Annotated in this window: 19 protein-coding genes; 13 read left to right on the forward strand and 6 right to left on the reverse strand. The window is 66.2% G+C overall.

Going from position 1 to position 23,654, the window contains the following annotated elements; all coding sequences use genetic code 11:
• Positions 1 to 255: 255 nt before the first annotated feature.
• From rimP to HUW43_RS11745, 6 genes are read left to right on the forward strand one after another with little or no spacing between them, the layout of a single operon-like run.
• Positions 256 to 801, forward strand: coding sequence for a ribosome maturation protein RimP (rimP, locus tag HUW43_RS11720; protein WP_188237586.1), 546 nt, complete (start codon positions 256 to 258; stop codon positions 799 to 801).
• A complete protein-coding gene (gene nusA, locus HUW43_RS11725; protein WP_188237587.1) occupies positions 801 to 2,435 on the forward strand; it encodes a transcription termination factor NusA in 1,635 nt (544 codons plus the stop codon). Before rimP ends, nusA begins: the two co-directional genes overlap by 1 nt.
• The gene (locus tag HUW43_RS11730; RefSeq protein ID WP_188237588.1) at positions 2,416 to 3,174 is read left to right on the forward strand and encodes a DUF448 domain-containing protein; all 759 of its coding nucleotides are present in this window, start codon (positions 2,416 to 2,418) and stop codon (positions 3,172 to 3,174) included. Before nusA ends, HUW43_RS11730 begins: the two co-directional genes overlap by 20 nt.
• 17 nt (positions 3,175 to 3,191) lie before the next feature.
• On the forward strand, positions 3,192 to 5,723 hold the full coding sequence (gene infB / locus HUW43_RS11735) for a translation initiation factor IF-2 (RefSeq protein ID WP_188237589.1): 2,532 nt from the start codon (positions 3,192 to 3,194) through the stop codon (positions 5,721 to 5,723).
• 51 nt (positions 5,724 to 5,774) lie between these two features.
• Positions 5,775 to 6,176: a 30S ribosome-binding factor RbfA gene (gene rbfA / locus HUW43_RS11740; protein ID WP_188237590.1), complete on the forward strand. Its 402-nt coding sequence runs from the start codon at positions 5,775 to 5,777 to the stop codon at positions 6,174 to 6,176.
• A 53-nt stretch (positions 6,177 to 6,229) separates the two neighbouring features.
• Positions 6,230 to 6,607 (forward strand): DOPA 4,5-dioxygenase family protein, encoded by a 378-nt coding sequence (locus HUW43_RS11745; RefSeq protein ID WP_188237591.1) that lies wholly within the window; start codon positions 6,230 to 6,232, stop codon positions 6,605 to 6,607.
• Here HUW43_RS11745 and HUW43_RS11750 read toward each other — a convergent pair.
• The 3 genes from HUW43_RS11750 to HUW43_RS11760 all read right to left on the reverse strand — a co-directional run bounded on the left by HUW43_RS11750 (position 6,604) and on the right by HUW43_RS11760 (position 10,606).
• The gene (locus HUW43_RS11750; protein WP_188237592.1) at positions 6,604 to 7,716 is read right to left on the reverse strand and encodes an ATP phosphoribosyltransferase regulatory subunit; all 1,113 of its coding nucleotides are present in this window, start codon (positions 7,714 to 7,716) and stop codon (positions 6,604 to 6,606) included. The genes HUW43_RS11745 and HUW43_RS11750 overlap by 4 nt on opposite strands.
• A gap of 71 nt (positions 7,717 to 7,787) precedes the next feature.
• Positions 7,788 to 9,374 carry a phosphoglycerate dehydrogenase gene (gene serA, locus HUW43_RS11755; protein ID WP_188237593.1) on the reverse strand — a complete coding sequence of 529 codons (1,587 nt, stop codon included), beginning with the start codon at positions 9,372 to 9,374 and terminating at the stop codon, positions 7,788 to 7,790.
• A gap of 107 nt (positions 9,375 to 9,481) precedes the next feature.
• Positions 9,482 to 10,606, reverse strand: a complete 1,125-nt coding sequence (locus HUW43_RS11760; protein ID WP_188237594.1) for a phosphoserine transaminase — start codon at positions 10,604 to 10,606, stop codon at positions 9,482 to 9,484.
• Positions 10,607 to 10,777: 171 nt separating this feature from the next.
• Between HUW43_RS11760 and HUW43_RS11765 the strand changes: the two genes are divergently transcribed.
• On the forward strand, positions 10,778 to 11,479 hold the full coding sequence (locus HUW43_RS11765; RefSeq protein WP_188237595.1) for an extensin family protein: 702 nt from the start codon (positions 10,778 to 10,780) through the stop codon (positions 11,477 to 11,479).
• Positions 11,480 to 11,600: 121 nt separating this feature from the next.
• Positions 11,601 to 13,871 (forward strand): FdhF/YdeP family oxidoreductase, encoded by a 2,271-nt coding sequence (locus tag HUW43_RS11770; protein ID WP_188237596.1) that lies wholly within the window; start codon positions 11,601 to 11,603, stop codon positions 13,869 to 13,871.
• Positions 13,872 to 13,949: 78 nt separating this feature from the next.
• Here HUW43_RS11770 and HUW43_RS11775 read toward each other — a convergent pair whose 3' ends face one another.
• Together HUW43_RS11775 and fdhD are read right to left on the reverse strand one after the other, a co-directional pair.
• Complete coding sequence (locus HUW43_RS11775; protein ID WP_188237597.1) at positions 13,950 to 14,462, reverse strand: molybdenum cofactor guanylyltransferase; 513 nt, start codon at positions 14,460 to 14,462, stop codon at positions 13,950 to 13,952.
• Positions 14,459 to 15,262: a formate dehydrogenase accessory sulfurtransferase FdhD gene (gene fdhD / locus HUW43_RS11780; RefSeq protein WP_188237598.1), complete on the reverse strand. Its 804-nt coding sequence runs from the start codon at positions 15,260 to 15,262 to the stop codon at positions 14,459 to 14,461. Before fdhD ends, HUW43_RS11775 begins: the two co-directional genes overlap by 4 nt.
• An 83-nt stretch (positions 15,263 to 15,345) precedes the next feature.
• On the opposite strand from fdhD, the gene HUW43_RS11785 reads away from it, so the two are divergent.
• Positions 15,346 to 16,005, forward strand: coding sequence for an MOSC domain-containing protein (locus HUW43_RS11785; RefSeq protein ID WP_188237599.1), 660 nt, complete (start codon positions 15,346 to 15,348; stop codon positions 16,003 to 16,005).
• Here HUW43_RS11785 and glpD read toward each other — a convergent pair.
• On the reverse strand, positions 16,002 to 17,501 hold the full coding sequence (gene glpD / locus HUW43_RS11790; protein WP_188237600.1) for a glycerol-3-phosphate dehydrogenase: 1,500 nt from the start codon (positions 17,499 to 17,501) through the stop codon (positions 16,002 to 16,004). The two genes, HUW43_RS11785 and glpD, sit on opposite strands and share 4 nt — an antisense overlap.
• A gap of 221 nt (positions 17,502 to 17,722) precedes the next feature.
• On the opposite strand from glpD, the gene zwf reads away from it, so the two are divergent.
• From zwf to HUW43_RS11810, 4 genes are all read left to right on the forward strand, one after another.
• Positions 17,723 to 19,126, forward strand: a complete 1,404-nt coding sequence (gene zwf / locus HUW43_RS11795) for a glucose-6-phosphate dehydrogenase (RefSeq protein ID WP_411157945.1) — start codon at positions 17,723 to 17,725, stop codon at positions 19,124 to 19,126.
• A 198-nt stretch (positions 19,127 to 19,324) separates the two neighbouring features.
• The gene (edd, locus tag HUW43_RS11800) at positions 19,325 to 21,166 is read left to right on the forward strand and encodes a phosphogluconate dehydratase (protein ID WP_188237602.1); all 1,842 of its coding nucleotides are present in this window, start codon (positions 19,325 to 19,327) and stop codon (positions 21,164 to 21,166) included.
• A gap of 100 nt (positions 21,167 to 21,266) precedes the next feature.
• A complete protein-coding gene (gene eda, locus HUW43_RS11805; protein WP_188237603.1) occupies positions 21,267 to 21,887 on the forward strand; it encodes a bifunctional 4-hydroxy-2-oxoglutarate aldolase/2-dehydro-3-deoxy-phosphogluconate aldolase in 621 nt (206 codons plus the stop codon).
• A gap of 128 nt (positions 21,888 to 22,015) precedes the next feature.
• Positions 22,016 to 23,575 carry an HAD-IB family hydrolase gene (locus HUW43_RS11810; RefSeq protein ID WP_188237604.1) on the forward strand — a complete coding sequence of 520 codons (1,560 nt, stop codon included), beginning with the start codon at positions 22,016 to 22,018 and terminating at the stop codon, positions 23,573 to 23,575.
• The last annotated feature ends 79 nt before the right edge of the window (positions 23,576 to 23,654 follow it).

Here is a 23,654-nt window from a genome sequence, read left to right on the forward strand (position 1 = left end):
AGAAAAGATGGATAATTCGGCTTAACCATCCGGCGGTGTCTGCTGCGTTTCCTCTCCTTGTCCTGCCCTGGCTTTGGCTGACCTTTGCCCCGCGGCAAGGCCGGATGCCGAACCGCTTTCCCTCTTGCCGACGCCGACGCATCGGCCTATATGCGCATCACTTCTTGACATGGTTAGCCAGTTGGGACGTCGGGGCCGCGGGCCGCGGCGGCTATAGCTGCATGGCTTTCCGGTCATCCGAACTGGAATGATGACTTGGTCGATTTCGACGCCCTCCATGCGATCATCGCGCCCGAAGTCGAGGCGATGGGCCTCGCGCTCGTGCGCGTCGCCTTCTTTGGCGGCGACAGCGATCCGACCCTGCAGGTGATGGCCGAGCGACCCGACACGCGCCAGCTGACGATCGACGATTGCGCCGACCTGTCGCGCCGCATTTCGGATCGGCTCGACGCGCTCGAGGAAGCGGGCAAAGACCCGATCGACGTCGCCTATCGGCTCGAGGTTTCGTCGCCCGGCATCGACCGGCCGCTGACGCGCCCTGCCGATTTCGCCGACTGGGCGGGGCATGAGGCGAAGGTGGCGCTTAAGCAAAAGCTGGACGGGCGCCAGCGTTTCAACGGCATCCTCGTCGGTATCGACGGCGATGTCGTGACGATTTCGGATAAGGAAGGGGTGCAGCATCATCTGCCGTTCGAGGCAATCGACACGGCAAAGCTGGTCCTTACCGACAAATTGATTGCCGCAACCGTCCCGCTCTCGGCCGAGGGCGCGGACGAAATGGAAGAAGAAGGACAGGACTGATGGCCACTGCCATTTCCGCCAACAAGGCCGAGCTGCTTGCGATCGCCAACGCCGTCGCCAGCGAGAAGATGATCGACAAGGGCATCGTCATCGAGGCGATCGAGGAAGCGATCCAGCGCGCCGCGCGCGCGCGCTATGGCGCCGAAAATGACATTCGCGCGAAGCTCGACCCGCAGACCGGCGACCTGCGCCTGTGGCGCGTCGTCGAGGTCGTCGAGACGGTCGAGGATTATTTCAAGCAGGTCGATCTCGCCGCCGCGCAGAAGCTCCAGAAGGATGCCAGGATCGGCGACTTCATCGTCGACCCGCTGCCCGCGGTCGATCTTGGCCGCATCGACGCGCAGTCGGCGAAGCAGGTGATCTTTCAGAAGGTCCGCGAAGCCGATCGCCAGCGCCAATATGAAGAGTTCAAGGACCGCGTCGGCGAGATCATCACCGGTGTCGTGAAATCGGTCGAGTTCGGCCACATCGTCGTCAACCTCGGCCGCGCCGAGGGCGTGATCCGCCGCGATCAGCAGATCCCGCGCGAACTGATGCGCGTCGGCGATCGCGTCCGCGCGCTGATCCTGTCGGTGCGCAGCGAAACGCGCGGACCGCAGATTTTCCTGAGCCGCGCGCACCCCGATTTCATGAAAAAGCTGTTCGCGCAGGAAGTGCCCGAAATCTACGACGGCATCATCGAAATCAAGGCCGCCGCGCGCGATCCGGGCAGCCGCGCGAAGATCGGCGTCATCAGCTATGACGGCAGCATCGACCCGGTCGGTGCGTGCGTCGGCATGAAGGGCAGCCGGGTGCAGGCGGTCGTCCAGGAAATGCAGGGCGAAAAGATCGACATCATTCCCTGGTCCGAAGATACGGCGACCTTCGTTGTCAACGCGCTTCAGCCTGCCACGGTCCAGCGCGTCGTCATCGATGAGGATGATGGCCGCATCGAAGTCGTCGTCCCCGACGATCAGCTCAGCCTCGCGATCGGCCGGCGCGGCCAGAATGTCCGTCTGGCCAGCCAGCTTACCGGCAAACAGATCGACATCATGACCGAAGCTGATGCGAGCGAGAAGCGCCAGCGCGAATTCGTCGAACGATCGACGATGTTCCAGGAAGAACTCGACGTCGACGAAACGCTCGCGCAGCTCCTCGTCGCCGAAGGTTTCGGCGAACTCGAGGAAGTCGCTTATGTCCCGCTCGAAGAGCTTGCGAGCATCGAGGGCTTCGATGAAGAACTCGCGCAGGAGCTGCAGAGCCGTGCCGCCGAAGGACTCGATCGCCGCGAGGAAGCCGCGAGACAGGAGCGTCGGGCCCTTGGTGTCGAGGATGCGCTCGCCGAGATTCCGCACCTGACCGAAGCGATGCTCGTCACGCTCGGCAAGGCGGGGATCAAGACGCTCGACGATCTCGCCGACCTTGCGACCGACGAGTTGATTGCGAAGAAGCGCACCGACAACCGCCGCGGCCCGGCGCGCGGTGAGCGCGCCGAGGACAAGGGCGGCGTGCTGGGGGATTACGGCCTCAGCGAAGAACAGGGCAACGAGATCATCATGGCGGCACGCGCGCACTGGTTCGACGACGAACCGGAAGCGAAGTCCGAGGCGGCGACGCAAACCGGGGAGGCCGCCGATGCGGACCCCGCGCAATGATCAGCTGAGCCAAACCGACCGCGCAAAGGCGCGCGGCAACCACGTGCCCGAGCGGCGCTGCGTCGTCACCGGAGAGGTGTTTCCGGCGGAGCGACTCGTGCGCCTCGCGCTTGGTCCCGATGGCGCCATCGCGCCCGACGTCCACGGCAAGGCGCCGGGGCGGGGCGCATGGATCGGTGTCGACCGGGCGACGCTCGAGGCGGCGCAGGCCAGGGGCAAGCTCAGGAGCGGCCTTGCGCGTGCGCTGCACGAGAGCGGCTTCGCGATCCCCGACGATCTCGGCGAGCGGATCGAGGCCCAGCTCGCCCGCGCGACGCTTGACCGGCTCGGTCTCGAATCGCGCGCGGGCATGCTTATCAGCGGCAATGACAAGGTCGAACAGGCGGCGCGCCGCGGGCAGGTTCGCCTGCTCCTCCACGCCAGCGATGCGGGCGAGGATGGTCGCAAGAAGCTGGCGCAGGCGTGGCGTGTCGGCGAGGATGCGGAAGGGTCGGGCCGCGAGGGACTGGTCTTGCCGGTAGACCGCGGCACCCTATCTGTGGCATTGGGACGCGAGAACGCGGTGCATCTGGCGATTGTCGACGCCCGCGCCGCTGACCGGGTGCTGGCGCATTTGAGCCGCTGGCAGTTTTTCACCGGATGGAGTAGGGACGCGGCCAATCGCGTTTCGGATACGGATTCCCGCGCGCCGGGAACAGGGGATACGTCCGCGGCTTCCGCCGTTTCGGGCGCGTTTTGAAGGAATGATGGTTTTCGATGAGTGACGAACAGGACAAGCCGACCCTTAGCCGCAAGCCCCTGGGCCTGAAGCGGACGGTCGAGGCCGGACAGGTGCAGCAGCAGTTCAGCCATGGCCGCCGCAATACGGTGGTGGTCGAGGTGAAGCGTCGCCGCGTGCTGGGTCGGCCGGGCGAGGCCGCACCGGCACCTGAGGCCGAAGAGGCAAAGGCCGCGCCCGCCCCTGCGCCTGCACCCGTCGCACCCAAGCCCGCGGCGCCGAAGCCTGCCGCGACGGACAGCCTGTTGACGCGGCAGGAGCGGCAGGCGCAGTTGCTGCGCGAGGCCGAGGAAGCGCGCATGGCGGCGCTCGAAGAGAATCGTCGCCGCGAGGAAGCGGCGCGCGCGCGGGCGGCCGAGGAAGAACGGGCGCGCGCCGAAAAACGCGAAGAGCAGGCCGCGGCAAAGGCCACCGAGCCAGCGCCGTCGCCTCCGGCACCGTCGCCGGATGCCCCTGCCGACGTCCCGGTCGCCGAGCGTCCGGCCGAAACCGCCGCGCGTCCTGCGACGGCGAGCGCGGCCCCGGCGCCACGCCGCTTTACGCCCGTCGAGCCGCCAAAACGCCCCGAGCCCAAGCGCCCCGAACCCAAGGCCAGCCGCGGCGGCGAAAATCGCCGCCAATCGGGCAAGCTGACCGTCACGCGCGCGCTCAACGAGGATGAAGGTGCGCGTGCGCGCAGCCTCGCCGCGCTGAAGCGCGCCCGCGAAAAAGAAAAGCGTTCGCACATGACCGCGTCGGGCCCGCGCGAAAAGCAGGTCCGCGAAGTCGTCGTGCCCGACACGATCACGGTGCAGGAACTTGCCAACCGCATGGCCGAAAAGGGTGCCGACCTGGTCAAGGCGCTGTTCAAGATGGGGATGCCCGTCACCGTCAACCAGACGATCGACCAGGACACTGCCGAACTGCTCGTCACCGAATTCGGGCATGAGATCAAACGCGTCAGCGAAGCCGACATCGACATCCGCCACGACGAGGATGTCGACGACGCCGCAGCGCTCAAGCCGCGCGCGCCGGTCGTGACGATCATGGGCCATGTCGACCATGGCAAGACTAGCCTGCTCGACGCGCTGCGCGGCGCCAATGTGCAGGCGGGCGAGGCCGGCGGCATCACCCAGCATATCGGGGCCTATCAGGTGAAGGCGAAGGACGGCAGCGTCATCACCTTCCTCGATACGCCGGGCCACGAAGCCTTTACCGACATGCGCGCCCGCGGAGCGAATGTCACCGACATCGCGATCCTGGTGGTTGCGGCTGACGACGGCATAAAGCCGCAGACGGTCGAATCGATCAATCACGCCAAGGCGGCCGGCGTCCCGATCATCGTCGCGATCAACAAGATCGACAAGGATGGCGCCAACCCGCAGCGCGTCCGCGAGCGCCTGCTCGAGCATGAGATCATCGTCGAGGCCATGGGCGGCGAGGTGCAGGACGTTGAAGTTTCGGCGCTCAAGAAACAGAATCTTGACAAGCTGCTCGACGCGATCGCGCTGCAGGCCGAAATCATGGAACTGAAAGCCAACCCCGACCGCGCCGCCGAAGGCACGGTCATCGAGGCAAAGCTCGACAAGGGACGCGGGCCCGTTGCGACCATCCTGGTTCGCCGCGGGACGCTGAAGGTCGGCGACATCTTTGTCTGCGGCGCCGAAAGCGGCCGCGTCCGCGCGCTCATCGACGATCATGGCAAGCAGGTCAAACAGGCGACGCCGTCGATGCCGGTCGAGGTGCTTGGGCTCGGCGGGGTGCCGATGGCGGGCGATACGCTGACCGTCGTGGAAAATGAGGCGCGCGCCCGCGAGGTCGCGGCCTATCGCCAGGAACAGGCGCTCAAGAAGCGGACGGCGCAGGCGCCCGTCAGCCTTGAAGGCATGTTCTCGGCGCTTGCCGACAAGGCGAATGTCATCGAATATCCGGTGGTCGTGAAGGGCGACGTGCAAGGCAGCGTCGAGGCGATCGTCAACGCATTGAACAAGTTGTCGACCGACGAGATCCGCGTCCGCGTGCTCCATGCGGGCGCCGGGGCGATCACCGAAAGCGATGTGACGCTGGCCGCGTCGACCAAGGCGCCGATCATCGGCTTCAACGTCCGCCCCAACGCCAAGGCGCGCGAGATTGCGAACCGCGAAAAAGTGCGCTTCATGTATTATGATGTCATCTATCACCTGACCGCCGACGTCGCGAAGGAGATGGCGGGCGAGCTTGGCCCCGAACGCATCGAAAATGTCGTCGGCCGCGCCGAGGTCAAGGAAGTGTTCCCGGCGGGCAAGCGCGACAAGGCCGCGGGTCTGCTCGTGCTCGAAGGCTCGATCCGCAAGGGGCTTCACGCGCGTCTTACCCGCGCGGACGTCATTGTCTCTGCAACGACGATCGCGTCGCTGCGCCGCTTCAAGGACGATGTCGCCGAGGTGCGCGCGGGGCTCGAATGCGGTGTCGTGCTCGCCGATACCAACGACATCAAGCCGGGCGATCACCTCGAAGTGTTCGAGGTCGAGCTGCGCGAACGCACGCTGTAACGAACCAGCCCTGCACCCTCGTTGGCGCGAGGGTGCAGGAGGAAAAAAGCCATGCGTCACAAGGACCAATCCGAAGGCCCCTCCGTCCGCGTGCTGCGCGTGGGCGAACAGATACGCCATGTGCTGAGCGAAATCCTTGCGCGCGGCGACGTGCATGACGATATCCTCGCGACGCATCCGGTCAGCGTGACCGAGGTGCGCATGTCGCCGGACCTGCGCCATGCTACCGTCTTTGTGAAGCCCCTGCTGGGCAGGGATGAGGAAGCGGTGCTGAAGTCGCTGAGGACGAACACGGCCTATCTCCAGCGCGAGGTCGCGCATCGCATCCGGATGAAATATGCGGCGAAGCTGAAGTTTCTGGCCGACGAAAGCTTTGACGAGGCAAGTCATATCGATCGGCTGCTGCGCGATCCGAAAGTGGCGCGCGACCTGCACGGCGACAAGCTCGATTGACTTTCGTCCCATGTTCCGGCTTGCATCGTTTCGAGCAAGCAGGCACGACGCCGATGACCGACCCACAAGCCCCCTATCACGCCCACATTTATTACGATCCCGCCGAGCGGCCCGCAGCCGCGGCGCTGCGCGAAGCGTTCGGCCGCGATCCCGCGATCCTGTTCGTCGGGGCCATGTGCGATGGCCCCGCGGGTCCGCATCCGATCGCGCAATATGAGGTGCATTTCCTCGCGCGCTCGCGCGATGCGGTCGTGGCGGCGATCGAGGCGACAGGGCTGCGCGCGCTCGTCCATCCGCTGACCGATGACGATCTGGCCGATCACACGAGCCTTGCACATTGGGTCGGCGCGCCGGTCGATCTCGACGTGACCGTGCTGGATCCACCGGGCGTGAATCAGGGGATTCCGCGCTTCGGCGTGTCGGATTTCTAGGCTTCGACCGGCCCGTCGACGCCCAGTCGCCATCCGCATCCGAGCCGAGCGGGATCGTCGGCGTCGGTGAGCGCCGCGACGGTGCGCCAGCCGTCGGCGCGCAGGCTTGCCGCAACCGCTGCGTCGTGACCGAGCGGCAGGAAGATGCGCCGCTCGCCCATGTCTTCGGCTCCCAGCCCGGCGTCGATCAGCGGATCGGGATAGAGCGAAAAACCGACCGCGGCCTCCTCCGCCTCGCCGACGGGAATCGCATAGGCCCCTCCGCGACCGACCGCATCGCCCTGTCCGGGGACGAAGACCTGGAAACCGAACCAGCTTTGATAGGCGAAACCGTGGCGCTCGGTCGGATCGAGCGTCAGCGTCACGCGGTCGCGGATCGGTGCGGCGATGGCTTCCAATGCGTCGATGCGCGCGCCCAGCACGCCGCTGGTATCGAAGGCTCGCAGGTCGGCGATCGCCCGGTCGAATGGCCCGGTGGCGCGGAGCAGCGGCAGATAGGCCTCGGCGCCGAGTTGCGCGAGCGCGCCGGCGTCCTTGGCGTCGAGCTCGTCGCGAAGCTGCTGAAGGTCGGCGGCCACGGGCAGCGGACCGCTCGAAAGCAGGTCGACGACGTCGGGAAGGGTGAAGTCGATGGTGACGGGGCCGATGCCCGCGGCTTCGAGTGCGTCGATCGCGACCATCACGATCTCGCGCGCCGCGGCGACGCTGTCGCTGCCGATCAACTCGGCGCCGACCTGCAACATCTCGCGCGCGGGGCGGAGCTGGCTGGCACGCAGTTTCACCACCTGTCCGGCGTAGCAGAGGCGCAGCGGGCGCGGCGATGCAGCGAGGAGCGAGGTCGCGATCCGCCCGACCTGGCGTGTGATGTCGGGGCGCAGCGCCAGCGTGCGCTGTGACACCGGATCGGTGAAGCGGAGAAGATCGCGGCCCGACCGGTCGTCGTCGCTGCCCAGCGTCTCGCGAAACTCGGCGAGCGGCGGCGACACCCGGCCATAGCCGTGCGCGCGCATCGCGTCGACCAGCGCGCGCGTGACGCGCGATGCCGCCTCGGCCTGTTGGGGGAGGCGATCGCGGAGGCCTTCGGGCAGCAGGGCAGGGATGCGAGGCATGGTCGGGCTCTCCTACGCGGTGCGTGCCGCAAGTGAAAGCCCCTCCCCTTGAGGGGAGGGTGTTTGGTCAGTCAGAACTTCAACCCCTTCACCGTCTTTACGCCGGGAAGCTGGCAGATCTGCCACAGCAGCGGTTCGGGCATCGGCGAGTCGATCGAGAGTAGCAGGATCGCCTCTCCCCCCGCTTCGCGGCGGCCGAGGTGGAAGGTGCCGATGTTCAGTCCCGCGTCGCCCAGCGTGGTGCCGATGCGGCCGATAAAGCCCGGCGCATCTTCGTTGACGATATAGAGCATGTCGCCGTCGAGGTCGGCCTCGACCTTGATGCCGAACATTTCGACCAGGCGTGGTTCATTGTTGCCGAACAGCGTGCCCGCGACCGAACGGTCGCCCGTTTCGGTCGCGACGGTGACGCGGACGAGCGTATGATAATCGCCCTCGCGGTCGTGGCGCACCTCGCGCACGTCGAGCCCGCGTTCGCGTGCGAGGTGCGGCGCGTTGACCATGTTCACGCTGTCCGAATAGCGGCGCATCAGCCCGGTAAGCACCGCCGCAACGATCGGCTTCAGGTTGAGTTCGGCCGCCGCACCCTCGACCTCGACCGAAATATGGGTGAGATTATCGTGCGCAAGCTGACCGACAAGACTGCCAAGCTTTTCGGCAAGGCTCATATAGGGACGCAGCTTCGGCGCTTCCTCGGCCGACAGGCTGGGCACGTTGAGCGCGTTGGTGATGCCGCCGGTCAGCAGGTAATCGCTGATCTGCTCGGCCACCTGGATCGCGACATTGACCTGCGCCTCATCGGTCGACGCGCCGAGGTGAGGGGTGCAGATGAAGTTGGGAGCGTTGAACAGCGGGTGGTCGGCGGGCGGCGGCTCCTGCGCGAACACGTCGAGCGCGGCACCCGCGACATGGCCGCTTTCGAGCGCATCCTTCAATGCTTCTTCGTCGATCAGCCCGCCGCGCGCGCAGTTGATGATGCGCACGCCTTTCTTGGTCCGCGCAAGATTTTCCCGCGACAGGATATTGCGTGTCTGGTCGGTCAGCGGTGTGTGCAGCGTGATGAAATCGGCGCGCGCGAGCAAGGTTGCAAGATCGGCCTTTTCGACGCCGAGTTCGATCGCGCGCTCGGGGGTCAGGAAGGGGTCGAAGGCGACGACCTTCATCTTGAGGCCCAGCGCGCGTTCGGCCACGATGCTGCCGATGTTGCCGCAGCCGATCAGGCCCAGCGTCTTCGACGTCAGCTCCACCCCCATGAAGTCGTTCTTCGGCCATTTGCCCGCCTGCGTTCCGGCATTCGCCTCCGGGATCTGGCGCGCGAGCGCGAACATCATCGCGATCGCGTGTTCGGCGGTGGTGATCGAATTGCCGAACGGGGTATTCATCACGACGACGCCCTTTTTCGATGCCGCCGCTATGTCGATATTGTCGACGCCGATCCCGGCGCGGCCGACCACCTTCAGCCTGGTCGCGGCGGCGAGAACGTCGGCGGTGACTTTGGTGGCCGAACGGATCGCAAGGCCGTCATAGTCGCCGATCATCGCGATCAGTTCGTCCCTGGTCTTGCCGGTGATGACGTCAACGTCGATGCCGCGCTCCTTGAAGATCGCGGCGGCCTTGGGGTCCATCTTGTCGCTGATGAGGACTTTGGGTTGGGTCATGGAACTAACCTTCCGTGTGCTTGCGCGAAGGCGGGAGCCGAGCTCCCGATGCTTGCGCAATGAAATGGCAGGAGATGGGTCCCCGCCTTCGCGGGGACGCACAGAAACTAACGGAGCGAGGCGTAAGCCCAGTCGAGCCACGGGCCGAGCGCTTCGATATCGGCGGTATCGACGGTCGCGCCGCACCAGATGCGCAGCCCCGGCGGCGCATCGCGATAGCCGGCGATGTCGTAAGCCGCGCCCTGCTTTTCGAGCAGCCCGGCGAACCTCTTGATGAAGTCCGCATCGGCGCCTGCAACCGACAGGCAGACCGAGGTTTTCGAGCGGCTGGCGGGATCGGCGGCAAGGTGGCTGAGCCAGTCGCGTTCCGCGACAATTTTGTCGAGCGCCGCGGCATTGGCGTCGCTGCGGGCTTTCAGGCCGTCGAGACCGCCGAGCGACTTGGCCCATTCGAGCGCGAAGATCGCATCCTCCACCGCGAGCATCGAAGGGGTGTTGATCGTCTCGCCCTTGAATACGCCCTCGGCGAGCGCGCCCTTGCTGACAAGGCGGAACAGCTTGGGCAGCGGCCAGGCGGGAGTATAGGTTTCAAGCCGTTCGACCGCGCGCGGACCCAGGATCAGCACGCCGTGCCCGCCTTCGCCGCCAAGCACTTTCTGCCAGCTGAAGGTCGCGACGTCGATCTTGTCCCACGGCAGGTCGTAAGCGAATACCGCGCTGGTCGCATCGGCAAAGCTCAGCCCCTCGCGGTCGGCGGCGATCCAGTCGCCGTTCGGAACGCGCACGCCGCTGGTCGTGCCGTTCCAGGTGAAGAGCACGTCGTTCGACCAGTCCACTTGGCCAAGGTCGGGAAGCTGGCCGTAATCGGCGCGGATGATTGTGGGATCGAGCTTCAGCTGCTTTGCCGCATCGGTAACCCAGCCCTCGCCAAAGCTTTCCCACGCAAGGGCGGTGACCGGACGCGCACCCAGCATCGTCCACATCGCCATTTCAAAGGCGCCGGTGTCGCTGCCCGGCACGATGCCGATGCGGTGCGTGTCGGGAAGCTGCAGCATCTCGCGCATCAGGTCGATGCAATAAGCGAGGCGCGCCTTGCCGATCTTTGCGCGATGCGAACGGCCAAGCGATTCGGTAGCGAGTTTGTCGGGGGACCAGACCGGCGGCTTGGCGCAGGGTCCGGACGAAAAATAGGGGCGCTGAGGGCGCACCTCAGGCGTCGTCACTTCACTCATTCAGTCTCTCCTTGCAGAGAGCGCGCGCGGCGTTGGGACCGCGTGGCCCGGAGCCGCGTTTAGGCTGCGCGCGCCGCCTGTCAAATAAATTGCACCCCTCGCGCGAATTTTTCCGACGATTGGCGCGAGGGTATACCGCTTGTTCACCATTTCGTCGGTATTTTGACACCCATGTTCTTCGCGCCGCTTCTGAAGCCCCGGACGCTCATCGCCGCCGCCGCCGCGCTGACCCTGTCGGCCTGTTTCGGTGCGCCCGACGTGATGAAAAAGGGGGGTGGAAACCGGACCATGGCCGCCAAACCGACGCGGCCGCAACCCGTTGCCGCCCCTTCCTTCACCAGCGTCGAGGCGCAGCAATGCGCGTTCGATCTCAAACAGGCCGGCGTGCGTTTCACGCCGCTTCCCGATCAGGACCATGGCGGCGGCTGTTCGTCGATCGATTCGGTGAAGCTTCTCGATGTCGGCGTTCCCGTATCGGGCCTGGGGCCGATGACCTGTCCGCTTGCGCGCAATTTTGCGGCCTGGGCGCAATATGCCGTGAAGCCCGCCGCGCGCCGCTACTTCGGCACCGAGGTCGTGAAGATCGAAACCTTTGGAACATACAGCTGCCGTAACATCTATGGCGGCCGGTCGGGCCGCTTGTCGCAGCACGCCTATTCCAACGCGATCGATGTGTCGGGCTTTGTGCTTGCCGACGGGCGCCGCATCCTGCTCAGCGGCGGATGGAGGGGCGATGTGGCATCGCAGGATTTCCTTCGCGCGCTCCACAAATCGGCGTGTCGCCGCTTCGGCACTGTGCTTGGCCCCGATTATAACGCCGCCCATCACGATCATTTCCACTTCGACATGAGCGGCAACGGATATTGCCGCTGACCATGATCGTCATTCCGGCCTTGGGCGGAATGACGAGGTTGTGGAGGCTGATCGTTTGCGTGATGCACCCCACGCGTAAAGAGCGGTGGCCAGCCGCCGGGTGATGTGCTTGAATGCGCCCATGGCTGGCGATCGCCCCCGCTATAAACGCTATGATCGCCCCGCCGGCGGCTGGGGCGCGGCGGCGGCGACGGCCAAGGTGCTGCTCGAACAGAGCGTCGTGACCAAGGGATCGCGGGCGCTGTTGTCGATGAACCAGCCCGGCGGGTTCAAATGCCCCAGTTGCGCCTTTCCCGACGCCAGCTGCACCAAGAAGCTCGACTTCTGCGAAAATGGCGCCAAGGCGCTCGCGCACGAAGCGACCAAGTTTCGCGTCACGAGCGACTTTTTCGCGCAGCACAGCGTCGCCGAGCTGATGGCGCAGTCCGATTACTGGCTTGAGATGCAGGGCCGGCTGACCGAGCCGATGCGTTACGACGCCGCGACCGATCATTATGTTCCGGTCGGCTGGGACGAAGCCTTTGCGCTGATCGGCCGCCATTTGCGCGCGCTGGACAGTCCGCACCGCGCCGAATTCTATACGTCGGGCCGCACGTCGAACGAGGCCGCCTTTCTCTATGCGATTTTCGCGCGCGAGTTTGGCACGAACAATTTTCCCGATTGCTCGAACATGTGCCATGAACCGACGAGCCGCGGCCTGCCGCCGTCGATCGGCATCGGCAAGGGCACGGTGATCCTCGACGATTTCGATCAGGCGCAGGCGATTTTCCTGATCGGCCACAATGCGGGGACGAACGCGCCGCGGATGATGACCCCGCTCGTCGAGGCGCGCCGACGCGGGGTGCCGATCGTCGCGGTCAATCCGATGCCCGAACGCGCGCTCATCCGCTTCACCGAGCCGCAGGATGTGGTCCAGATGGCGACCTTCGGCTCGACCGAAATCAGCAGCGAGTTCGTGCACATCAGGATCGGCGGCGACCTGGCGCTGCTCAAGGGCATGATGAAAATCCTGTTCGAGCGCGACGCCGCGGGCGAGGCGGTGCTCGACCATGATTTCATCGCCGAACATACCGACGGCCTTGCGGCGCTGCGCGCCGATGTCGAGGCGCTATCCTGGGACGCGATCACCGCCGCGGCGGGGATCGACGCGGCGCAGATCCGCCGCTGCGCCGACATCTATATCCGCTCGAACGCGACGATCATCTGCTACGGCATGGGCGTCACCCAGCACCAGCGCGGGTGCGAACTGGTGCAGCAAATCGCCAACCTGCTTCTCCTGCGCGGCAATTTCGGCAAGCCCGGCGCGGGCATCTCGCCGATCCGCGGCCATTCGAACGTGCAGGGCGACCGCACCGTCGGCATCGACGAACGGCCGTCCCCGGCCTATCTCGACCGCGTCCGCGATGTTTTCGGTTTCGATCCGCCGCGCGAGCACGGCCATCACAGCGTCGCGGCGGTCGAAGCAATGCTGTCGGGCAAGGCCAGGGTCTTCATCGGCCTCGGCGGCAATTTCGTCCGCGCGGTCCCCGATACCGAGCGTGCCTATGCCGCGATGCGGCAGCTCGACCTTAGTGTCGGCATCGCGACCAAGCTCAATCGCGGCCACCTCGGCCACGGCCGCGACGCGCTGATCCTGCCGGTGATCGCGCGCTCCGAGCGGATCGAAACCGCGGCGGGCGAACAGTTCGTGACGATCGAGGATTCGATGTCGAACGTCACCGCGTCGCGCGGCGTGCTCGACCCCGCGAGCGAGCATCTTTTGTCCGAGGTCGAGATCGTCTGTCGCATCGCGATGGCGACGCTGCCGGACAGCAAGGTGGATTGGGCCAGCTATATCGACGATTACGGCCTGATCCGCGACAAGATCGCCGACGTCTATCCTGCCATCTACGAAGGCTTTTCGGATCGTATCAGGGCGCCGGCGGGCTTTCACCTCGACATCCCTCCGCGTCGCCGCGTGTGGGCGACGCCGAACGGAAAGGCCAATTTCCTTGTCCTGCCGGGCCTGGCCGTGGATGCGGCGGTCGACGATCCCGCGATGCTGCGGCTCGCGACGGTGCGCTCGCACGACCAGTTCAACACGACGATCTACAGCTATAACGACCGCTATCGCGGCGTTTACGGCGACCGGATGGTGCTGTTCATGAACGCCGACGACAGGGCCGAGCGCGGCCTGCCCGAAGGCGCGCGCGTCGCGCTCGAAACGATCACGGCCGACGGCGTCGTGCGGCGTGTCGAGGGGCTGGCGCTGATCGACTATCCGATGTCGCGGGGGTCGGTCGCGGGCTATTATCCCGAACTCAACCCGCTGCTCCCGCTCGCCTTCCACGACCGCGTGAGCGGCTGCCCCGCCGCCAAGGCGATTCCCGTGCGGGTGGTTGCGTCGGGTTAGGGCGACCCCGGTTCAAAACGCCACCTCTCCAATGCCCTTCGCTCGACACGAACGGCAAAATGGGCCGGAATCTCCAGGTCAGCCCTTCGCCAGCCGTTCGAGATCCGCCACGCTGTTGATATTGGGCGGGTCGAAATCGCACCGCACCGCACGCGCGCCGATGCGGCGGGCAAAGGCGCGCACCGCCAGGTCGCCGGCTTCCCCCAGCATCGCTTTCACCTCGCCCAGCGCCGTGACGGGCCACAGCCCGATTACCGGCTGGCTGTCGAGGAAAGCGGGGGCGGGGGACAGTATCGCGGCAAGGTCGGCGGGCAGGCGGACGCAATCGACCGGCGCGCTCAGCAGCTGGTCGAACCCCTGGCCCGCCGCATGACCCAGCGCGCCCGCAATCGCGCCGAGCGGCCCCATGCCGGGGCGTGGCCAGTCGGCGATGCCGTCCGCGCGCCCGACGACGACGACCGCGTCGCAATGGGGGGCGAGCGCGGCGCGCGCATGATCGAGCAGCGTGCGCCCGCCCAGCATCGCCAACGCCTTGTCCGACCCGAAGCGGCGCGAAGCCCCGCCGGCGAGGATCGCGCCCAATGTCCTCATGCGATCATGCCTTGCCGATCGGCGATCACCAGCGCCGCGTCGGGCCTCGCCAGCGCCACCAGCGTCAGCCCCGCCGCCGCCGCGCGCGCCGCGGCGAGGCTTGTCGGCGCCGAGATGGTGACGAGCATCGGGCAACCCGCGCGCACCGTCTTTTCGACCAGTTCATAGCTGCACCGCGCCGACAGCAGGATGAAACCGTCGCCCGCGTCGATCCCCGCCCGCGCCAGCGCACCGATCAGCTTGTCGAGCGCATTGTGCCGCCCGACATCCTCACGCGCCAGCCGGATCGCGCCCGCGGGCGAGCAGAAGGCGGCGGCGTGGGCGGCACCCGTTGCGCGGCCGAGCGGCTGGTGTTCCTCGATCGCTGCAAGGGCGGCGGCAATGGCCGTGCGGTCGGTCATAATGCGCGCGGTCACCGGCGGCAGCGGGCGCAGCACCTCCTCGACATTCGCAATTCCGCACAGGCCGCAGCTGCTTTCGCTCACCCGCGTCCGCGCGCGTTCGAGCGCCGCGGCGTTGCGCTCGGCCGTCAGCCACAGCCGCAGCGCCCAGCCGTTCTCGATCGGCTGCACGTCGATCCGCCGGATGTCGGCGGGCGCCGCGATCAGCCCTTCGCCCAGCGCAAAGCCGACGGCATAATCCTCCAGGTTCGCGGGCGTCGCCATCATCACCGCATAGGCGATGCCGCCGACCTCGACCGACACCGGCGCCTCGACGGCGATGCAGCGCTCGATCGCGGCATCGCCGGGCGCGCCGAGTCCCAGCCGGTCGACGAGGAGTTGGGTCGTCGCATCGTTCATCGCCGCTTCCTAACCGATCCGCGGTGCGCTGTCGCGGGCGTCGGTGATTGCCATTTGCGCGGCATGTCCTATGCCGACGCATCATGGACGTTCCGATTCAGGCAGTGCTCGTCGGCAAGGCGCGCCCCTTTCGCGGCGACGAGGCTTCGGCCATTGCAAAAACACCCGCCGCGGGTGCGGTCGTGGTCGGCCCGCTCGGCCTGGCGGGCGACGAGCAGGCCGATCGCAGCGTCCATGGCGGCATCGACAAGGCGATCCACCATTATCCCGCCGATCATTATCCGCACTGGCGTTCTCGCCTCGGCGACGCGCCGCTGCTCGATACGGCGGGCGCGTTCGGCGAGAATATCGCGACCACAGGGCTTGACGAGCACAATATTTGCCTCGGCGACCGCTTCCGCCTCGGCACCGCGCTTGTCGAGGTGAGCCAGGCGCGCCAGCCATGCTGGAAACTCGACCATCGTTTCGGGGTGAAAGGCGTGATGGCAGAGGTCGTCGCGAGCCGTCGGACGGGCTGGTATTATCGCGTGCTCGAACCGGGGACGGTGCAGACGGGGGACAGGCTGAACCTTGTCGACCGGCGGTGGCCAAACTGGCCGCTGGCATCGCTCTTCGGCCTCCTGATCGGCGGCGAAGCGAAGGCGCGCCTCGCCGACCTCAGCGCGCTCCGCACCGTCCCCGCGCTGGCCGAAACCTGGAAACTGCGCCGCGCCAAGCTCGCCGCGCAGTTCGGCGTCGATTAGCGCAGCTCGCGCAGCACCGCCATCAGCCGCGCCTTTTCCTCGTCGCTGAAGAGCAACCCCAGCTTGCTTCGCCGCCACAAAATATCCTCGGCGGTGCGCGCCCATTCCTGTTCGGTCATCCAGCGAACCTCGGCGACGCTGAGCCCGTGCGCGATCTCGCCGCCGAGCGCGTTCCAGTCGCCGGCATCGCCAAGCCAGCGCCGCGCCTCGGTGCCATAGGCGCGCGCGATGCGCTGGGCGGTGGCCGCGGAAAGGAAAGGGTGGGCGAGCCGATATTCGGCCGCGAGCGCCGTGGCGCCCGTTATCGGAAAATCGCCGCCGGGCAGCGCCGCCTTCGCCGTCCAGTGCTTGCCCGTCAGCGCGGGCACGTGGCGCGCCAGCGCGTCGACCGCCTCTTCGGCAACATGGCGATAGCTGGTGATCTTGCCGCCATAGATGGTGAGCAGCGGCGCGCCTTCGGCGAGATCGAGGTCAATTCGGTATCCGCGGGTCGCCGCCTCGGGCCGCTCCGACCCCTCCTCGACAAGCGGGCGGACACCCGAATAGGTCCACACGACGTCGGCAGGCGTGACGGGCGCGCGGAAATAGAGGCTTGCGCCCTCGCACAGATAGGCGATCTCCGCGTCGCTGGCCTGCGCCTCGTTCGCCGGCCCGTCGTGATCCACGTCGGTCGTGCCGATCAGCGTGAAGTCCTGTTCATAAGGAATGGCGAAAAAGATGCGCCCGTCGGGAAGCTGGAAAAAATAGGCATAATCATGGTCGAACAGGCGGCGCACGACGATATGCGACCCGCGCACAAGGCGCATTTGATGGTCGGGCTCGGCATCGGCGCGTTTCAAGAGGTCGAGCACCGCCGGCCCTGCGGCGTTCACTACGCTGCGCCCCGTAAAGCGATAGTGATGCCCCTGGTCGTCCGCCGCCTCGACCACCCACTGTCCCTCCTCGCAGCGCAGCATTTCGGCGCGCGTGCGCGTGCGGACCCGCGCCCCGCGGTCGGCGGCGTCGCGTGCGTTGAGCAGCACCAGCCGCGCGTCGTCGACCCAGCCGTCCGAATATTCAAAGCCATGGACATAATGCGGCTGCAACGGCGCGCCCGCGGCATGGCGCCGAAGGTCGACCGAACGTGTTGCGGGCAGTTTCCTGCGCCCGCCGATATGGTCATAGAGGAACAGCCCCAATCGCAGCAGCCAGCGCGGGCGCAGCCCGTCGCGATAGGGCAGGACAAAGCGCATCGGGCGGATGATGTGCGGCGCGATGCGCCACAGCGTCTCGCGTTCCTTCAGCGCCTCGCGCACCAGGCCGAACTCATAATGTTCAAGGTAGCGCAGCCCGCCGTGGATCAGCTTGGTCGATTTCGACGAGGTGCCTTCGGCCAGATCATTCGCTTCCAGCAGCAGCACGCGCGCCCCGCGCCCCGCGGCATCGCGTGCGACGCCCGCGCCATTCACCCCGCCGCCGACGACGATGACATCATAGGGTTGGGGCGGTTCGGTCATGGGACCGGGTCTTAGAATCCTTTGCGACGAAAAGGAATCCGTGCCGCGTCAATGATCATCCCCGCAAAGGCCGGGATGACGACGATATGCGGCTTACGTATGCGCGTTGCATTCGCGGGGCGCATCCTCCACTTCTCTCATTGCTATCCAAGGGGACGAATGTGAGCGTCAAAGTCGAAACATTGGTGTTGTTCGGGGCGACGGGCGACCTTGCGCAGCGCATGCTTTTCCCCTCGCTCTACAATCTTCACATGGACGGCCTGCTTGCCGATACGCTGACGATCGTCGGGTCGGGGCGTTCGGCGATGGACCGCGACGCCTTTCGCGCGCAGGTCCGCGCCGCCTTGACCGAGCATCTGTCCGCCGACCGCGTCGACGCCGCGACCGTCGACGGCTTCCTCGCGCGCATCGATTATTGCGCGATCGATGCCGGCGCGGGCGCTGGCTATGGCGACCTCGCGGCCTTGCTCGGCGATCGCATGAATCGACCCATTGGCGTCTATCTTTCAACCCCGCCGTCGATGTTCGGCCCGATCGCGCAGGGGTTGAAGGCCGCGAATATCGCGTGCGCCGAATGCCGCATCGCGATGGAAAAGCCGATCGGTCACGACCTCGCCTCGTCGCGTGAGGTGAATGCCCAGGTCGGCGACGCCTTTGCCGAGGACCGGGTGTTCCGCATCGACCATTATCTCGGCAAGGAAACGGTGCAGAACCTGCTCGCGCTGCGCTTTGCCAACATGTTGTTCGAACCGCTGTGGAACGCGCAGGCGATCGACCATGTCCAGATCACCGTTGCCGAAACCGTCGGCCTCGAAGGCCGCGTTTCCTATTATGACGGCGTCGGCGCGCTGAAGGACATGGTCCAGAACCATATGCTGCAACTGCTCGCGATCATCGCGATGGAGCCGCCCGCGAGCGTCAGCGCGACGGCGGTGCGCGACGAAAAGGTCAAGCTGCTGCTCAGCTTGCGCAAGATGCGCGCCGAGGATGTGAAGGCGCACAGCGTCAAGGGGCAATACAGCAGCGGCGCGGTGAACGGCGCCGCGGTCGCGGGCTATGCCGACGAGCTGGGCCAGCCGTCGAACACCGAAACCTTCGTCGCCTTGAAGGCCTTTATCGACAATTGGCGGTGGAAGGGCGTGCCCTTTTACCTGCGCACCGGCAAACGGATGCCGCAGCGCAAGTCCGAAGTGCTGATCCAGTTCAAACCCGTTCCGCACAACATTTTTGCCCGCGTCGGCGCGGGCAAGCTCGACGCCAATATGATGATCATCAACTTGCAGCCCGAGGAGAATATTCGCGTCAAGGTGATGGCAAAGCAGCCGGGGCTCGACCGCGACGGGGTGAAGCTCAAGGAAGTGACGATGGACGTCTCGCTCTCGCACAGCTTTGCCGGCGAACGCCGCCGCATCGCCTACGAGCGGCTGCTGCTCGATTTCATCGAGGGCGACCAGACGCTGTTCGTGCGCCGCGACGAGGTCGAGGCGCAATGGGAGTGGATCGACGCGATCCGCGATGCCTGGGATCAGGTCGACATGGCGCCGCAGAGTTACACCGCGGGCAGTTGGGGGCCATCGAGCGCGATCGCGCTGATCGAGCGAGATGGGGCGAGCTGGCATGATTGATTTTGCCGAACTCCTTCACCCGTTGAGGGAGAGGGATATGAAGCCTTGTCGCATGGCGACCGGGGCGCAGTTGGTTGAGGGGTTTCACCGCCGCTTTCGCACGCCACGTCCGAACCTCTCACCCGGCTTCGACCAGTCGGCAAGCTGGCAACTCTGCGCAACCCTGTCTCCCAAGGGGAGAGGGGACTGGATTTTCTTATGACCGACATCCACCCCATTATCGCCGCCGTCACCGACCGCATCATCGCGCGCAGCGCTCCCCGCCGCGCCGCCTATCTCGACCTCATGGAGCGCCAACGCGACGCAGGGACCAACCGTGGCAACCTGTCCTGCGGCAACCTCGCGCACGGCTTCGCCGCGGCGGGGGACGACAAGGCGGTCATCCGCGCCGGCGCGGCAATGAACATCGGCATCGTTACCGCCTATAACGACATGCTTTCGGCGCATCAGCCCTATGGCCGCTACCCCGAACAGATCAAACTCTTCGCGCGTGAAGTCGGCGTCACCGCGCAGGTCGCGGGCGGCGTTCCGGCAATGTGCGACGGCGTGACTCAGGGGCAGGCGGGGATGGACCTGTCGCTGTTCAGCCGCGACAATATCGCGCAGGGAACCGCCATCGCGCTCAGCCATGCGATGTTCGAGGGCGCGCTTTTGCTGGGCATCTGCGACAAGATCGTGCCGGGCCTGCTCATCGGTGCGCTGCGCTTTGGCCATCTGCCGCAGATTCTGGTCCCCGCCGGGCCAATGCCGTCGGGCCTCGCGAACAAGGAAAAGCAGCGTGTCCGCCAGCTTTATGCCGAGGGCAAGGCGACGCGCGATGAGCTGCTCGAAGCCGAGGCGGCGAGCTATCACGGCGCGGGCACGTGCACCTTCTACGGCACCGCGAACTCGAACCAGATGATGATGGAGTTGATGGGCCTGCACATCCCCGGCGCCGCCTTTACCAACCCCGGCACCAGGTTGCGGCAGGAACTCACGCGCGCCGCGACGCACCGCATTGCGCAGATCGGGTGGGACGGCGACGATTACCGCCCGCTGGCCCGCTGTATCGACGAAAAGGCGATCGTCAACGCCGCGATCGGGCTGCTCGCGACGGGAGGGTCGACCAATCACGCGATCCATCTGCCAGCGATTGCGCGCGCGGCGGGGATCGTCATCGACTGGCAGGATTTCGACGAGCTGAGCCATGCGGTGCCACTGCTTGCGCGCGTCTATCCGAACGGCGCGGGCGACGTGAACCATTTCCACGCGGCGGGCGGGATCGGTTTCGTCGTGCGCGAACTGCTGGGGGCCGGATTGCTGCACGGCGATGTCCTGACGGTCGGCGGGACGATGGCCGATTATGCCAACGAACCGTTGCTGGTCGATGAAATGCTGAAATGGCAGGCCGCACCTGCGGCAAGCCGGGACGATACGATGCTGCGCCCCGTTTCGGCGCCTTTCTCGCCCGACGGCGGGATGCGGCTGCTGACAGGCAATCTCGGCCGCGCGATCATCAAGACGAGCGCCGTTGCCGAGGATCGCTGGACGATCGAGGCGCCTGTGCGGATCTTCGACGACCAGAATCAGGTGCTGACCGCGTTCAAGGCGGGCGAACTCGATCGCGACGTCGTCGTCGTCGTCCGCTTTCAGGGACCGCGCGCCAACGGTATGCCCGAACTGCACAAGCTGACGCCTGCCTTGGGCGTGTTGCAGGACAAGGGGTATCGCGTCGCCTTGCTGACCGACGGCCGCATGTCGGGCGCCAGCGGCAAGGTGCCCGCGGTGATCCACCTGTCGCCCGAAGCGCTGCCCGGACCCGACGGGGTCAGCGGTCCGCTCGCCTATCTTCGGGACGGCGATGTCGTGCGGGTCTGCGCGGTGAAGGGCGAAATCGCGGCGCTGGTGGACGAGGCCGAATGGGCCGCGCGCGCTCCCGCCGCCGCCCCGCCGCCCGCGCTTGGCGTCGGCCGCGAATTGTTCGCGCTTTTTCGCCACCATGCCGACGAGGCGGAGAAGGGCGGATCGGCGGTCCTGGCGGCGATGGAGCAAGTCGTTTAGCGTGCCCGTCATCCGGGCGAGGGCCGGAATTTCGACAGCGCGCCATGACGATAGGGTCAGATCCCGGCTGTCGCCGGGACGAGCATGAAAGTGAGATGGAATGTCCGACAGCGGTATCGAGCAGATCATGGCCCTCGCGCCGGTAATCCCGGTGATTGTCATCGACCGCGTCGAGGACGCCGTGCCGATGGCCGAAGCGCTCGTCGCGGGCGGGCTCAAGGTGCTCGAAGTGACGATGCGCACCCCCGCCGCGCTCGACGCGATCCGCGCGATGAAGGCGGTGCCCGGCGCCGTCGTCGGCGCGGGGACGGTGCTTGATCCCCGGATGCTCAGGGATGCGCTGGACGCCGGTGCCCAATTCATCGTTTCGCCCGGCCTCACCGACAGCCTCGGCGACGCCGCGGTGGCGAGCGGCATCCCCTTCCTGCCCGGCGTTGCCAATGCGTCGAACATCATGATGGGGCTCGACATGGGGCTGGACAGCTTCAAATTCTTCCCTGCGGCGACAAGCGGCGGCATCCCGGCACTCAAAGCGCTCGCGGGCCCATTCGGCGGCGTCAATTTCTGCCCTACCGGCGGGATCAGCGCCGCGACCGCGCCCGAATGGCTTGCACTCGAACCCGTGCGCTGCGTCGGCGGCAGCTGGGTCGTGCCCGCCGGGCCGCTCGATCCGGTGCGGATCGAGGCGCTGGCGCGCGAGGCCGCGGCGCTTCGCCGTTAGGGCCGAATGTTCGCCCATTTGCCCCTCACCCATAATGCGGCAAGGTCCGCTCTTTCGCGCCATTGATTAACCCCATCTTACCTGCCATCGTGCAGCGTTGAAGCGGTAACAAAACCGCCTGTGGGGAGATGTGCGTGCCAAGACCGCAGCCGCATCTGGACGAAGTGCTCGCATCCGAGCCTGGATCGCATATCGCTGCGCTTTTCGATTTCGACGGCACGATCATCGCCGGCTATTCGGCGACGGCGATGCTGCGCGAAAAGTTCCAGCGCCGCGAAATGTCGGTCGAGGAGATTGCCGAAACCGCGCAGGTGATCGCGCAGCACAGCCTGGGGCAGATCGGCTTTTCGGGGCTGATGACCGCCGCCGCCAAGTTCATGAAGGGCGTCGACGAGCAAAGCTTTATCGACTTTGGCGAAGAGCTTTACCGCAAACATATCGCGCGCAAGATTTACCCCGAAACGCGCGCGATCATCGAAGCGCATCAAGCCAAGGGCCATCGCGTCGCGATCATCTCGTCGGCGACGATTTACCAGATCGAATCGACCGCGCGCGACCTTGGCATCACCGACATCAAATGTTCGGCCTATGAGATCGAGGATGGCGTCTTCACCGGCGAGATCGTACGGCCGCTGTGCTTCGGCGAAGGCAAGGTGCTCGCGGCCGAGGAGCTTGCCGCCGAATATGGCCTCGACCTCGACCAGAGCTTTTTCTATTCGGACAGCGACGACGACATCGCGCTTCTGGAGCGTGTCGGCAAGCCGCGCCCGCTCAACCCGAACATGAAACTGAAAGCCATCGCCGACGAACGGAACTGGCCGGTGCAGCGCTTCGCCAGCCGCGGCACGCCGTCGTGGATCGACTATACGCGCACCATCTATGCCACCGGTTCGCTGGTTGGCGCCTTCGCCGCGGGACTGCCGATCTGGGCGCTGACCCGTTCGCAGCGCGAGGCGGTCAATTTTTCGATGGGGCTGTTCGGCGATTTCGCGACCGCGATCACCGGCGTCGAGCTGGACGTCGAGGGCGAGCGCCACCTCTGGTCGTCGCGCCCTTGCGTCTTCATCTTCAACCATCAGAGCAAGGCCGATGTGATGATCCTCGCCAAGCTCATCCGCCGCGACATGGGCGGCGTGGGGAAGAAGGAGATCAGGGACATCCCCATCCTCGGCAAGCTGATGGAATGGGGCGGCACCGTTTTCGTCGACCGCGCCGACGGCAAGAGCGCGATCAAGGCGATGGAGCCGCTGATCGACGCGATCCGCGAAGATGGCAAGTCGATCTGCATCGCCCCCGAAGGCACGCGCAGCCTGACGCCGAAACTCGAACCCTTCAAAAAGGGTGCGTTCCACCTGGCGATGCAGGCGGGTGTTCCGATCGTCCCCATCGTGATCCACAACGCCGCCGACGTCGCGCCGAAGAACGAGTTTGTGATGCGCCCCGCGACGGTGCGCGTCACCGTGCTGCCGCCGGTCGACACGTCGGGGTGGAGCGCGAAAACGGTCAACGCGCACGTCCGCGATGTGCGGAACATGTTTCTGCGCACGCTGGGGCAGGCGGAGGAAAGCGTCGCGGAATCGGTGGCGGGGCCGGCGGCCGGGGCAAAGGGGGAAAAGGTCGCAAGGAAGACCGCCACCAAAAGGACCGCGCCGAAAAAGAAGGCAACCGGCAAGGGCGCCAGGGCATGACCGCACATCGCTTTCCCGTTCGCGTCGAGCAAAGTCGGGATGCCCATCGGCCGGGCGCGTGCCGTCGGGGTGTCTCGAC

It is taken from the genome of Sphingopyxis sp. LK2115 (assembly GCF_014595975.1).
Lineage (GTDB): Bacteria > Pseudomonadota > Alphaproteobacteria > Sphingomonadales > Sphingomonadaceae > Sphingopyxis.

Bases quoted from the DNA above. Each gene is read 5' to 3' on its own strand.
- HUW43_RS11810 (WP_188237604.1), top strand. From the start codon at position 22,016: ATGTGCGTGCCAAGACCGCAGCCGCATCTGGACGAAGTGCTCGCATCC.
- serA (WP_188237593.1), bottom strand. From the start codon at position 9,374: ATGACCCAACCCAAAGTCCTCATCAGCGACAAGATGGACCCCAAGGCC.
- HUW43_RS11785 (WP_188237599.1), top strand. From the start codon at position 15,346: ATGGACGTTCCGATTCAGGCAGTGCTCGTCGGCAAGGCGCGCCCCTTT.
- edd (WP_188237602.1), top strand. From the start codon at position 19,325: ATGACCGACATCCACCCCATTATCGCCGCCGTCACCGACCGCATCATC.
- rbfA (WP_188237590.1), top strand. From the start codon at position 5,775: ATGCGTCACAAGGACCAATCCGAAGGCCCCTCCGTCCGCGTGCTGCGC.
- HUW43_RS11730 (WP_188237588.1), top strand. From the start codon at position 2,416: ATGCGGACCCCGCGCAATGATCAGCTGAGCCAAACCGACCGCGCAAAG.
- eda (WP_188237603.1), top strand. From the start codon at position 21,267: ATGTCCGACAGCGGTATCGAGCAGATCATGGCCCTCGCGCCGGTAATC.
- nusA (WP_188237587.1), top strand. From the start codon at position 801: ATGGCCACTGCCATTTCCGCCAACAAGGCCGAGCTGCTTGCGATCGCC.
- fdhD (WP_188237598.1), bottom strand. From the start codon at position 15,262: ATGAACGATGCGACGACCCAACTCCTCGTCGACCGGCTGGGACTCGGC.
- glpD (WP_188237600.1), bottom strand. From the start codon at position 17,501: ATGACCGAACCGCCCCAACCCTATGATGTCATCGTCGTCGGCGGCGGG.
- infB (WP_188237589.1), top strand. From the start codon at position 3,192: ATGAGTGACGAACAGGACAAGCCGACCCTTAGCCGCAAGCCCCTGGGC.
- HUW43_RS11760 (WP_188237594.1), bottom strand. From the start codon at position 10,606: ATGAGTGAAGTGACGACGCCTGAGGTGCGCCCTCAGCGCCCCTATTTT.
- HUW43_RS11750 (WP_188237592.1), bottom strand. From the start codon at position 7,716: ATGCCTCGCATCCCTGCCCTGCTGCCCGAAGGCCTCCGCGATCGCCTC.
- zwf (WP_411157945.1), top strand. From the start codon at position 17,723: ATGCTTTTCCCCTCGCTCTACAATCTTCACATGGACGGCCTGCTTGCC.
- HUW43_RS11745 (WP_188237591.1), top strand. From the start codon at position 6,230: ATGACCGACCCACAAGCCCCCTATCACGCCCACATTTATTACGATCCC.
- HUW43_RS11765 (WP_188237595.1), top strand. From the start codon at position 10,778: ATGTTCTTCGCGCCGCTTCTGAAGCCCCGGACGCTCATCGCCGCCGCC.
- HUW43_RS11770 (WP_188237596.1), top strand. From the start codon at position 11,601: ATGGCTGGCGATCGCCCCCGCTATAAACGCTATGATCGCCCCGCCGGC.
- HUW43_RS11775 (WP_188237597.1), bottom strand. From the start codon at position 14,462: ATGAGGACATTGGGCGCGATCCTCGCCGGCGGGGCTTCGCGCCGCTTC.